The 12,513-nt window shown below is 60.7% G+C and carries 9 protein-coding genes and 1 tRNA gene; 5 read left to right on the top strand and 5 right to left on the bottom strand.

What is annotated here, in order from left to right; all coding sequences use genetic code 11:
• Positions 1-150 precede the first annotated feature (150 nt).
• From PR017_RS12160 to cpdR1, 3 genes are all read right to left on the bottom strand, one after another.
• Positions 151-4,155: a beta strand repeat-containing protein gene (locus PR017_RS12160; RefSeq protein WP_279619506.1), complete on the bottom strand. Its 4,005-nt coding sequence runs from the start codon at positions 4,153-4,155 to the stop codon at positions 151-153.
• Between the two features lie 695 nt (positions 4,156-4,850).
• Positions 4,851-4,925: transfer RNA gene (locus PR017_RS12155), tRNA-Val, on the bottom strand.
• 83 nt (positions 4,926-5,008) lie between these two features.
• Positions 5,009-5,371, bottom strand: a complete 363-nt coding sequence (cpdR1, locus tag PR017_RS12150; RefSeq protein ID WP_111162680.1) for a response regulator CpdR1 — start codon at positions 5,369-5,371, stop codon at positions 5,009-5,011.
• 183 nt (positions 5,372-5,554) lie between these two features.
• On the opposite strand from cpdR1, the gene PR017_RS12145 reads away from it, so the two are divergent.
• The 3 genes from PR017_RS12145 (at position 5,555) to PR017_RS12135 (ending at position 8,300) form a co-directional block, all read left to right on the top strand.
• A complete protein-coding gene (locus tag PR017_RS12145; RefSeq protein ID WP_111220943.1) occupies positions 5,555-6,439 on the top strand; it encodes an N-formylglutamate amidohydrolase in 885 nt (294 codons plus the stop codon).
• Between the two features lie 241 nt (positions 6,440-6,680).
• The gene (gene hisN, locus PR017_RS12140; RefSeq protein ID WP_111220931.1) at positions 6,681-7,454 is read left to right on the top strand and encodes a histidinol-phosphatase; all 774 of its coding nucleotides are present in this window, start codon (positions 6,681-6,683) and stop codon (positions 7,452-7,454) included.
• A gap of 186 nt (positions 7,455-7,640) precedes the next feature.
• Positions 7,641-8,300, top strand: a complete 660-nt coding sequence (locus PR017_RS12135; protein ID WP_133255605.1) for a hypothetical protein — start codon at positions 7,641-7,643, stop codon at positions 8,298-8,300.
• Positions 8,301-8,322: 22 nt separating this feature from the next.
• Here PR017_RS12135 and PR017_RS12130 read toward each other — a convergent pair whose 3' ends face one another.
• On the bottom strand, positions 8,323-9,300 hold the full coding sequence (locus PR017_RS12130; RefSeq protein WP_240539018.1) for an alpha/beta fold hydrolase: 978 nt from the start codon (positions 9,298-9,300) through the stop codon (positions 8,323-8,325).
• A 390-nt stretch (positions 9,301-9,690) separates the two neighbouring features.
• Between PR017_RS12130 and PR017_RS12125 the strand changes: the two genes are divergently transcribed.
• Positions 9,691-10,155 carry an Hsp20 family protein gene (locus PR017_RS12125; protein WP_111220934.1) on the top strand — a complete coding sequence of 155 codons (465 nt, stop codon included), beginning with the start codon at positions 9,691-9,693 and terminating at the stop codon, positions 10,153-10,155.
• A gap of 78 nt (positions 10,156-10,233) precedes the next feature.
• Here the strand turns inward: PR017_RS12125 and PR017_RS12120 are convergent, their stop codons facing one another.
• Entirely contained in the window at positions 10,234-11,268 is a 1,035-nt protein-coding gene (locus tag PR017_RS12120; RefSeq protein ID WP_111220935.1) for a bile acid:sodium symporter family protein, read from the bottom strand.
• Between the two features lie 95 nt (positions 11,269-11,363).
• Between PR017_RS12120 and PR017_RS12115 the strand changes: the two genes are divergently transcribed.
• Entirely contained in the window at positions 11,364-12,221 is an 858-nt protein-coding gene (locus PR017_RS12115; protein ID WP_111220944.1) for a LysR substrate-binding domain-containing protein, read from the top strand.
• Positions 12,222-12,513 lie beyond the last annotated feature (292 nt).

The following is a 12,513-nucleotide window of genomic DNA, read 5'->3' as shown; positions in this document are numbered from 1 at the left end:
TTGCTACCTTGACTAGCTTGCGTCGGGCTGGCGCTCGCCTTTGTCTAGCCTTGACCGGAATTTGCAGCCGGCAATACAAAAGAAGACGCCGCGCAATTTCTTGCGCGGCGTCCTGGTCTTGTCGGGGCGGCCTGCGCCGCGCCGTATGGATTACACTGCGTTGTAGGCGGCGATGACCGCGTCAACCTGCGTCGTGGTCAGCGCCTGGACCTGAGCCGTGGTGAGGGCGGACAGCTTGGCGGAGCTCAGCGCCGCGATGTCGTCCGTCGACAGACCGGCCAGCGCCTTGGTGCTGATGGCCGCCAGTCCAGAGCTTGTCAGGGCTGCGATGTCGTCCGTCGACATCACTGCGATGTCTTCAGAGCCGAAGGCCGCGATCTGCTTGCTGCTGAGCTGCGAGACTTCCGTTGAGGTCAGTGCTTCGACCTGTTCGGTTGTCAGGGCGGCGATCTGAGTGGAGCTCAGGGCGCCGAGCTGCGTGCTGTTCAGGAGGGCGATATCCGCAGTCGTCAGGGCGGCGATCTGCTTGGTGGTCAGGGCCGCGATCTGCGTGCTCTTCAGGCCAAGCGTCTGATCGGTCGTCAAGGCGGCGATCTGCTCGGTGCCGAGGGCTGCAATCTGGCCACTCGTCAGGGCACCGATCTTGTCGGAGCTGAGGAGGGCAAGATTTTCGCTGGCAAGACCGGCGATCGCCTTGGTGGTGATGGCAGCCAGCGAACCGGTCGAGAGGGCGAGGATATCGTCCGAGGAGAGGGCCGCGATGTCGGTGGAGTCCAAGGCTCCGATCTGCTTGCTGCTGAGGGCGGAAACTTCCGTCGTCGTCAGGGCTGCGAGCTGGTCGGAGGTCAGGGCGCCAACCTGGGCTGTGGTGAGCGCGCCGATCTGGCTGGTGGTGAGGAGAGCGATATCACCGGTGGAGAGCGCGACGATCTGCTTGGTGGAGAGGGCTGCGATCTGCGAGCTCTTCAGGCCAGGGGTCTGGTCGGTGGTCAGTGCGGCGATCTGGTCGGTGCTGAGGGCTGCCATCTGGCCGCTCGTCAGGGCACCGATCTTGTCGGAGCTGAGCAGGGCGAGGTTGCCGCTGGCAAGACCGGCAATGGCCTTGGTGCTGATGGCAGCCAGGGCACCGCTGGTCAGAGCCAGGATGTTATCCGAGGAGAGGGCTGCGACGTCGTTCGATTCCAGCGCTGCGACCTGCTTGCTGCTGAGGGCGGCGACTTCGGTGGTCGTCAGGGCACCAAGCTGGTCGGAGGTGAGCGCGCCGACCTGAGCCGAGGTCAGGGCACCGATCTGGCTGGTGGTGAGGAGAGCGATGTCACCGGTGGAGAGGGCTACGATCTGCTTGGTCGAAAGGGCTGCGATCTGCGAGCTCTTTAGGCCAGGGGTCTGGTCGGTGGTCAGGGCAGCGATCTGGTCGGTGCTGAGGGCCGCCATCTGGCCGCTCGTCAGGGCACCGATCTTGTCGGAGCTGAGCAGGGCGAGGTTGGCGCTGGCAAGACCGGCAATGGCCTTGGTGGTGATCGAAGCCAGGGCACCGGTCGACAGGGCGAGGATATCGTCCGAGGAGAGGGCCGCGATGTCGGTGGAGTCCAAGGCTCCGATCTGCTTGCTGCTGAGGGCGGAAACTTCCGTCGTCGTCAGGGCTGCGAGCTGGTCGGAGGTCAGGGCGCCAACCTGGGCTGTGGTGAGCGCGCCGATCTGGCTGGTGGTGAGGAGAGCGATATCACCGGTGGAGAGCGCGACGATCTGCTTGGTGGAGAGGGCTGCGATCTGCGAGCTCTTCAGGCCAGGGGTCTGGTCGGTGGTCAGTGCGGCGATCTGGTCGGTGCTGAGGGCTGCCATCTGGCCGCTCGTCAGGGCACCAATCTTGTCGGAGCTGAGCAGGGCGAGGTTGCCGCTGGCAAGACCGGCAATGGCCTTGGTGCTGATGGCAGCCAGGGCACCGCTGGTCAGAGCCAGGATGTTATCCGAGGAGAGGGCTGCGACGTCGTTCGATTCCAGCGCTGCGACCTGCTTGCTGCTGAGGGCGGCGACTTCGGTGGTCGTCAGGGCACCAAGCTGGTCGGAGGTGAGCGCGCCGACCTGAGCCGAGGTCAGGGCACCGATCTGGCTGGTGGTGAGGAGAGCGATGTCACCGGTGGAGAGGGCTACGATCTGCTTGGTCGAAAGGGCTGCGATCTGCGAGCTCTTTAGGCCAGGGGTCTGGTCGGTGGTCAGGGCAGCGATCTGGTCGGTGCTGAGGGCTGCCATCTGGCCGCTCGTCAGGGCACCGATCTTGTCGGAGCTGAGCAGGGCGAGGTTGGCGCTGGCAAGACCGGCAATGGCGTTGGTGGTGATCGAAGCCAGGGCACCGGTCGACAGGGAGAGGATATCGTCCGAGGAGAGGGCCGCGATGTCGCTGGAGTCCAAGGCTCCGATCTGCTTGCTGCTGAGGGCGGAAACTTCCGTCGTCGTCAGGGCTGCGAGCTGGTCGGAGGTCAGGGCGCCAACCTGGGCTGTGGTGAGCGCGCCGATCTGGCTGGTGGTGAGGAGAGCGATATCACCGGTGGAGAGCGCGACGATCTGCTTGGTGGAGAGGGCTGCGATCTGCGAGCTCTTCAGGCCAGGGGTCTGGTCGGTGGTCAGTGCGGCGATCTGGTCGGTGCTGAGGGCTGCCATCTGGCCGCTCGTCAGGGCACCAATCTTGTCGGAGCTGAGCAGGGCGAGGTTGCCGCTGGCAAGACCGGCAATGGCCTTGGTGCTGATGGCAGCCAGGGCACCGCTGGTCAGAGCCAGGATGTTATCCGAGGAGAGGGCTGCGACGTCGTTCGATTCCAGCGCTGCGACCTGCTTGCTGCTGAGGGCGGCGACTTCGGTGGTCGTCAGGGCACCAAGCTGGTCGGAGGTGAGCGCGCCGACCTGAGCCGAGGTCAGGGCACCGATCTGGCTGGTGGTGAGGAGAGCGATGTCACCGGTGGAGAGGGCTACGATCTGCTTGGTCGAAAGGGCTGCGATCTGCGAGCTCTTTAGGCCAGGGGTCTGGTCGGTGGTCAGGGCAGCGATCTGGTCGGTGCTGAGGGCTGCCATCTGGCCGCTCGTCAGGGCACCGATCTTGTCGGAGCTGAGCAGGGCGAGGTTGGCGCTGGCAAGACCGGCAATGGCCTTGGTGGTGATCGAAGCCAGGGCACCGGTCGACAGGGAGAGGATATCGTCCGAGGAGAGGGCCGCGATGTCGCTGGAGTCCAGGGCGGCGATCTGCTTGCTGCTGAGGGCGGAAACTTCCGTCGTCGTCAGGGCGGCGAGCTGGTCGGAGGTCAGGGCGCCAACCTGGGCTGTGGTGAGCGCGCCGATCTGGCTGGTCGTCAGCAGGGCGATATCACCGGTGGAAAGGGCGACGATCTGCTTGGTCGAAAGGGCTGCGATCTGCGAGCTCTTCAGGCCAGGGGTCTGGTCGGTCGTCAAGGCAGCGATCTGGTCGGTGCTAAGAGCTGCCATCTGGCCGCTCGTCAGGGCACCGATCTTGTCGGAGCTGAGCAGGGCGAGATTGGCGCTGGACAGGCCGGCGAGAGCCTTGGTGGTGATGGCAGCAAGTGCGCCGCTGGAAAGGGCAAGTATGTTATCCGACGAGAGTGCTGCGATGTCATTCGATTCAAGGGCTGCGATCTGCTTCGTGTTCAGCGCGGCGACTTCGGTCGTCGTCAGCGCGCCAAGCTGGTCGGAAGTGAGGGCGCCGACCTGGGCGGTCGTCATTGCGCTGATCTGGCCGGTCGAGAGCAGAGCGACGTCATCGGTGGTCAGAGCCGAGATCTTCGTGCCGAGTGCCGCAATCTGCCCGTAGGTCAGCGCGACGGCGTTGCTGGTGGTGAGATCGGCGACCTGCTGGGTTGTCAGCGCGGCGATCGCGGTCGAGCTCAGTCCGGCTTCCTGCACGGAGGAGAGAATGCCGAGCTGGGCGGCGCTAAGGCCGACGACGGCTGCTGCCGAAATGCTGCCCAGCTGCGTCGAGCTGAAGGCCTGCATGTCGTCTGTGGTGATGGCGCCGAGCTGGGTGGAGCTCAAGGCCTTGATCTGGGTCGAGTTCAGCGCTGCGATGTCGGCGGTTTTCAGGCTCGCTATCGTGGCTGTGGAAAGATTCTGGATCTGCGTGGCTGACAAGGAAGAGATGATGGAAGTCATGGAAACGTGCCCCTCGGGTTAACGGAATGCAAGACATCGTTCTCCCACCGTCTAACAGGCGTGATTGCCGTCATGAGCATCAGCCATCGGGATTCGTCAGGAGAAATAGATGTTACGCAGAACATGGCTCGTATAAGCCAACACGTTAGGAGAGCATCATGCGTCAAAAGCCGTTACAGCTCTGATCCCCACGCCACGGAATAAAACACTACGCAATAGCAGCAGCGCCAATCCGGAATCTGTTTTCACACAATCGAAGGCACTGATTCTTCGTTAGCAGTGCCGCGATATACGACTATGTATTGGAGAACTTGTAAATTTTCATTTAACGGTCTGCATAAGTCGCCGCTAGCACCTTCCAACCCTCTATTGATTCGGTCTAGATCGTTAAAATTAAAATTAGTCAATGACAATCTGGACTGTAAGAAAGCATAGAGTTTGGTCTTATACTTGGAGATGGTTAGGGTACGACGGTTTTGATAACCCTGAACTGCAATGCATCCCTGAGTAGTTGTTTTGTTAAGCATATCTCTTTTCAACGAGTGACACGCGGCATAAAGGGCTCAACGAAGCGACGCCAGAAAATTTACCCGAACGATAGGCGAGGCGATCGGCGGCCGAAATGCAGCGGCAGGCGGCCAGAGGCCCAACGACAAAGGGCCTAGCGATTTCTCGCTAAGCCCTTGAAAAAAGGATGGTGGGCGTAACAGGGATTGAACCTGTGACCCCTACGATGTCAACGTAGTGCTCTCCCGCTGAGCTATACGCCCATCCGATGGCGGCGCATAGATCAAAAAACCTGGGGGCCGTCAATGGCCTTTTTCAAGTTTTCTGATCCCGCCGCCGAGATTGCCTATGCGGCAAGGAGTTTGTTGACCTCATCGACCAGTTCGCGCAGGTGGAAAGGCTTGGAAAGCACCTTGGCATCCTTCGGCGCTTTCGAATCGGGGTTGAGGGCGACTGCGGCAAAGCCGGTGATGAACATCACCTTGAGGTCAGGATCGAGTTCGGTGGCGCGGCGCGCCAGTTCTATCCCGTCCATTTCCGGCATGACAATATCGGTCAGCAACAACGAAAACGGTTCTTCGCGCAACCGATCGTAGGCGCTGGCGCCATTGTCAAAGGACGATACCTTGTAGCCGGCCTTTTCGAGGGCCTTTACCAGGAAACGACGCATGTCGTTGTCGTCTTCAGCAAGCAAAATCTTCTGAGTCATTACTGGACCGTCAATCACTATCTTCTCTCGCGGCTAATCAGCCGTTCACGTTAGTCGCGGGCCGTAAACAAGCGATGAATGCGGCGTCGACGGTCACATTGAAGTTCATACATACTATGGACTTGGTGGTGCGCAACTGGCAACATACACCTGCGAAAAGTTCTTGACATGGTAAAGACGTGGATGCCCGCAGACGTAGGAAGTTTCGAGATTTTCGAGATACTCGAACCGGTGTCGCAGACCATCCCCTTTGTCTACTCATCGCCCCACAGCGGTCGCATTTATCCTCCTGAATTCATTGCGCAATCACGGCTTCAGGGCGTTGCCATCCGGCGCTCGGAGGACCACTATGTCGACGAGCTTTTCTCGGCCGCCAGCGCACTCGGCGCACCGCTGTTGATAGCCAATTTTCCACGTGCCTATATCGACGTAAATCGCGAACCTTACGAACTCGACCCGCGCATGTTCGAGGGTGCGCTGCCGTCCTATGCCAATATCAATTCGGTTCGGGTGGCCGGCGGGCTCGGAACCATCCCGCGAATCGTTGCCGAAAACATGGAGATCTATGCGAGCCGTGTGCCGGTGGCCGATGCGCTCCAGCGGATCGAGACGATCTACAAGCCTTACCACGCGGCCCTGCGCCGCCTGATGGCCCGCACCCACCTGGAATTCGGCTTTGGTGTGCTGGTCGACTGTCACTCGATGCCCGGCAATATCCGCGTCGCCGGCAGCCACGCGCGTCCAGATTTCATCATCGGCGATCGCTACGGAACGAGTGCGTCTGCCGACCTATCCCATGCGGCGATGGATATTCTCGATGGTCTCGGGTTTCATGCGGTACGCAACAAGCCGTACGCCGGCGGGTTCATCACCGAGCACTATGGCCGGCCTTCGCGCGGTCTGCATGCGCTGCAGGTCGAGGTCAACCGGGCGCTGTACGTCGATGAGATGACCCTGGAAAAGCGCAGTGATTTCGGCCTGATGACGGGTGCTATCACGGCCTTCATCAGGCAGATGGCGGAGCACGTTGCACGATATGGCAACGACCGCGCGCTGGCGGCAGAGTAGCTCCGCCAAGAAGCATCAGCCAAAAAAAACCGCCCGAAGGCGGCTAAGTCTAGGGAGGAAACACCCAAGGAGGGTATTTACAGTCAGAAGACTGTAGCTCCTGTCTAATATTGCGATGCACAATTGTCAAGCAGATTTTGAAGTGCCTATTTTAGAGGCGAGGCGATAGTTGGACGGGACGCGTTTGCATCGTCAAATTTAATGGCTATGAAAAGCCTCTCGCATCGATCGGATATTTGCCATGTTCCCTGACCGCGCCTTCTTTTTCGAGCTCGCCGACGCTGCCAAGGCAGAGACACTTCCCCGCTTTCGTGCCGGCATCGATATCGTCAACAAGGAAGCCGGCGGCTTCGATCCGGTGACGGAGGGCGACCGCGCCGCCGAACTGGCAATCCGCGCGCTGATCACGGACAGGTTTCCCGACCATGGAATTCTCGGCGAGGAATACGGCAATGTCGGCCTCGACCGCGAGCATGTGTGGGTGATCGATCCCATCGACGGGACGCGCGCCTTCATCTCCGGTGTGCCCGTATGGGGAACGCTGATCGGGCTTTACCGCAATGGCCGCGCTATCATGGGGCTTGTCGACCAGCCCTTTACCGGCGAGCGTTATTTTGCCGACGGCAGCCGGTCGAGCTACACCGGCCCGGGCGGCGACAGGCAATTGAAGGTTCGTGATTGCGGCAGTCTGTCGAAGGCGATCCTGTTCACGACCTCGCCGCACCTTTTCGCTGGTATCGAGATGGAAAAATACCGCGAGATCGAGCAGCAGGTGCGACTGTTTCGCTACGGCACCGACTGCTACGCCTATGCGCTGCTGGCCGCCGGCCATGTCGACCTGGTGGTCGAGAATGTCCTCAAGCCATACGACGTCGGCGGCATCATCCCCGTCATCGAGCAGGCAGGCGGCATCATCACCACCTGGGAAGGCGGTCGCCCCGAACAGGGCGGCTCCATCATCGCAGCCGGCAGCCGAGCGGTCCACGAAGAGGCGTTGAGGATACTGGCGCGCTGATTTTCAGTGGTAAAGGCGGCCTTACCGCGGCCGTTATTTGCTAGGCGAGTGCCGATACAGGTTTTCGCGAGAAATACCTTCGACGACTTTCGGCTCCCGGGTAGCCGTACCGCCGCGTTAGAGGAACCTTGCAGAAAAAGTAATTGAGCTACATTCCAGCCGGTAAGCTGTTTGATGGGTGGCATCATGAACCCGGACTATATCGCGAAATTCTGGACCGCAGACTTTGAGATCCTCGCAGATCCGCTTGCTGCAGGCCTGATGCTTCCACTCCAATGGTTGCCTTTTGCCGACTGTGAGCGGGGTAAGCGTCTGCATGCTTTCGCACCTTTTGCCGAGCGGGCCTTCGCACGGATGCCGGAGACGCGGAAGGCGCTCCTTGAAGCGACGACGGATGTGTATCTTGTCAAAATCGACAAGGATATCGCCCTTGTCGTCGATCGGCTGGTCGATGGGGAGGTCGTTTCCTACAAGGGATTCGTGCCGCGAGCGGCTTCCCGATTTGGCGGCACTGTCGGCAAATTTTATAATTTTATAGATGGTTTCTGCGATTTCCATTCTATGGGCGGTTTGCTACCCGAGCGTGATATCCTTCCTCTTGGCCAAGACGGTAACGAATATCTCACCGAGCCTTCAGCAAGTGAGTTCCAATCCCGTAAGTCCCATGATTATCTTCATGTTTTCAATAGCGGCGGCAAGGGGCAGGGCTATGTCAGCCATGAAAGCACCTTCACCAATGCGCCGGACGCGATGTTACTATGGGTCGACGACGACGAGCCAATGGTCGGTATGGATTTCTGGGATCTGTTCGACAGTTGTACAGCAATCGCGTTGAGTGATTATTAGGCCACTTTCGACACACTGATCTTCAAAGCCCCGAGCCGACCGGGTCGGTGTTGGCTTCGGCGTCGCTTCCCGGGATGAAGGCGTGGATCGCTGCCATTGCGGCGGCGCGGTAGACGTCCTTTTCCTGGAATACCTCGTGCCTTGCGCCTGCGATCGGCACGAGCTGGGCGGCGCGGAAGGAGCGCGAGAGCCGCTCCTGTTCGGCATAGGGGATGATGCCGTCGCGGGTGGGTGCCAGCAGCAAAGTCGGGATGGCGATAGAGAACAGGTGCTCGGGCTCAGAGACACGGTCTATCGTTTGAAAGGCCTGCTGTAGCCAGCGTGCGGAGGGCGAACCGAGCACGAGGTCGGGGCGGGCCGATGCAATGGCGCGGTTGCGGTCGTAACGTTGCTCGTCCGATGTCAGCAGGTTTGTGGCGAAGGGCCTTTCCTTGAATTTTCGATTGAGCGGGATGCTGCCGAGGCCGACAGCGCAGGCGGCGCTCGCCATGAAGCGGATCACGCGCGGCGACGCGCTCTGTCCGGTAAGGCCGACAAAAGGTGCGCTCAGTACCATGCGCTCGATGCGGCCCGTCAGTCTCGGCGCTGCGGAAAGGGCGATCAGTGCGCCTGTCGAGTGGGCGACGAGATAGAAGGGCAGGCGGGTGTCCGGAAGCACCACGTGCTCCATGAAGTCCTCGAGGTCGTGCTCATAATCCGAGAAGCGCCGCACATGGCCGCGGCTTGGATGCTTTGTAAGCCGTCCGGATCCCCCCTGGCCGCGCAGGTCGAAGGTTGCGACCCACAGGCCCCGATCCGTCAGCTCGCGGATGGTTTCGAAATATTTCTCGATGAACTCGTTGCGGCCATGCAGCAGGACGACGGTGCCCTTGGCCACGGCATGACTGCTGCGGAAAATGGCATAGCGCAGCTTGTGGCCGTCATGGGTGGTGAAATAGCCCTCGGTCCTGTTGTCTGGAACAGGGTTGTCGGGGGTCGAAAAGAGAATTGATTCCGTCACAACTGAAAGGGCCTCGCTCAAGCCGCCAAACATAACGCATGGATTGTCGCATAAGTATAACTGTGAGCGGAAAAAAGGCCGACCTGACGGAAATTGAAATTACCGCAGGCCGGCCGAGCTGACTGAAGACGAAGGGACGATACACTCCAGTCACGGACAGTCATCCGATGGACATGGTGTATCAACGCGGTGCTGAACCCTAGCCGAACCGGCTGTTCATCGGTGGTTCACGTAAAATTATCGCGGCGCGTTGTGGGCTCTTGAAGTCGCCAAAGGCCATTCCCATCTCCTTTTCACGGACGCCGAGAGGGTCTGTAAAACCGTCCCAAGGCTGCCAGAACGGGGCCCCAGGGGTATGTTAACCGCAATCGTCGCTCACAGGAGGACACCATGCGTCACGTTGATTTTTCCCCACTCTATCGCTCTACCGTCGGTTTCGACCGCCTGTTCACCATGCTCGACACCTTGTCGCAGCCCGATCAGGCACAAACCTACCCGCCCTACAACATCGAGCGCACCGGCGAGGCAACCTACCGTATCACCATGGCGGTGGCCGGCTTCGACGAAACCGAGCTCAGCCTCGAGGCGCATGCCCATGTGCTGACCGTCAAGGGCGAGAAGAGCGATGACACTGCCGAGGGTAGTGAATATCTCTATCGCGGCATCGCCAAGCGCGCCTTCGAGCGCCGCTTCCAGCTTGCCGACCATGTTGAAGTCCAGGCGGCTTCGCTGAAAAACGGCCTGCTGCACATCGATCTTCTGCGCAACATCCCGGAAGCGATGAAGCCGCGCAAGATCGCCATCGCCGCCGAACCCGTCGATGCACCGAAGTCGATCGAAGCACACGTCAACTAACCGAGTTCACATGCATACGACAAAGGCGGCGTCCGGGTGGGCGCCGCCTTTTCTGTGTTTTGTCGCCGCTTGATCGGATCAGGCTGGTGTCGTTGCGTCGGCAGTGTCCTGCAGGCGCCGGGCTTCTTCTTCCTTGCGTGTGGTGGCACGGCTGGCGGCGTCGGCATATTTCTGGGCGATGACGGCGCAGGCCATCAGCTGGATCTGGTGGAATAGCATTAGCGGCAGGACGATAGCGCCGATCGGTGAGCCGGCGAAGATGACGCTGGCCATCGGCACGCCGCTGGCCAAACTCTTCTTCGAGCCGCAGAAGGTGATGGTGATCTCGTCAGCGCGCGAGAAGCCGAGTGCCCGGCTGCCGAACATGGTGATGCAGATAACGACCGCGAGGAGCAGCATGTCGGCAATGATGACGGTGATGATGTCGCCGAGTGAGAAGGTGTTCCACAGGCCTTCGATGACGGCCGCGCTGAAAGCGGAGTAGACGACCATCAGGATCGAACCGCGGTCGACCGGCATGAGGATCTTCTTCTTGGCGCGGATCCAGTTGCCGATCCATGGCTGCAGGATCTGACCGACGACGAAGGGCGCCAGCAGTTGTAGGGCGATCTGCTCCAGCACGGTCCAGGAGAAGCCGCCGCCGCCGTGGCCACCGACCGTAAACAGTAGGCCGACCAGCAGCGGTGTCAGGAACATTCCGAAGATATTGGAAGCGGAGGCGGCGCAGATGGCGGCCGGCACATTGCCGCCGGCAATCGAGGTGAAGGCGATCGACGACTGCACCGTCGATGGCAGCACGGTGAGGAAGAGGATGCCTATGTAGAGCGTCTGCGGCAGGATGGTCGGTACCAGAAAGCCCATCAGCAAGCCGAGAATCGGGAAGATGACGAAGCTGGTGAGCAGGATGGCCAAGTGCAGCCGCCAGTGCAGGGCGCCGGCAATTACCACGTCGCGCGACAGGCGGGCTCCGTGCAGGAAGAACAGCAGAGCGATGGCGATGTCGGTAGCAATGCCGAAATAGCCGGCAGCGGCGCCATGGACGGGAAAGACGGATGCCGTCAGCACGGTCAGTACGAGCAGCATGGTAAAAGTGTCTGGCAAAAAGCGGCGCATCGGGCCCGTCCTCGCAATTATATGTTGGGCAAGCATTGCCTTATTGCGATATGCGATGCAAGAAATAACAGTTATCGTAAATCTGGATGATGGCGATGCTGGATCTGGTGCAGTTGCAGAGTTTCGTCACCGTCGGGCAGATGGGCAGCTTCACGCTCGCCGCCGAGCGGCTGGGGCTTGGGCAATCGACGGTCAGCCAGCATATCCAGCGGCTCGAGACGTCCGTCGGGCGAAAGCTCCTTGCCCGCGACACCCACCGGGTCGTTCTGACCGGAGATGGGGAAGCGCTGATCGGCCATGCCCGCACCTTGCTGTCGATAGAGGGCGAGATGCGCTCGCTGTTTGCCGATAACAGCCTGCGCGGCAGCCTGCGGCTCGGCGTGTCTGAAGATTTTGTCACAAGCCAGTTGCCTGATGTGCTGGAGGAGTTCGTCCGACTGCACCCGTCCGTCGATCTGGAACTGACGGTGGCGCTCAGCGGCGCGCTCTACGAGATGCAGGACAACGGGGCGCTGGATCTGGTACTTGCCAAGCGCCGCCTTGGCGACACGCGCGGGACGCTGGTCTACCGCGAGCCATTGATCTGGCTGGCACGCGACCCGGATCGGGTGAGGGCGTCCAGCGCGCCGCTGCCGCTAATTGCCTTTCCGGCCCCGAGCGTCACCCGGGCCGTGGCGCTGGAGGCGCTGCGTCGCCAGCAGATACCGTGGCGGATCGTCTGCACCTGCGGCAGTCTCAGCGGCCTGACCGCAGCCGCGAGGGCCGGCATGGGCGTCCTCGTCCAGCCGCGCAGCATGGCACCATCCGGCCTCACGGAAATCACGCCGGGCTGGTTGCCCGTGCTGGAGGATGTCGAATTCGTGCTCGTTCCCCGCAAAGGCGCCGACCAGATGCTGGTCAAGGCACTATCCGACGACATCCTCTCCAAGGTTCGGAATTTGCGGGGTGGGTAGAAAGTGGAGCGCCCCGGCGGCGCTCCGTCAGACTGCTGCAAACCCTGAAGAAACTTGCTTGACGAGAGCGATACCCTATCCTCCCTCATCCTCGCCCTTGTGGCGGGGATCCAGCGACACGACGTCTGTCGGGTCAAAGACTCTTTCAGCTCAAGGACTTGAGCTGACTGGATCCCCGCCACAAGGGCGAGGATGAGGGAAGTTTGGCAACCGGCTCAGTCTTTCGAGTGACCTGCAGAGGTGTTAGATACCACCTTCTTCAGCAGTCTGGGGGAGCGCCTCAGGGCGCTCC

It is taken from the genome of Rhizobium tumorigenes (genome assembly GCF_003240565.2).
Classification (GTDB): domain Bacteria; phylum Pseudomonadota; class Alphaproteobacteria; order Rhizobiales; family Rhizobiaceae; genus Rhizobium; species Rhizobium tumorigenes.
This window is presented reverse-complemented; position numbering and strand designations above follow the sequence as displayed.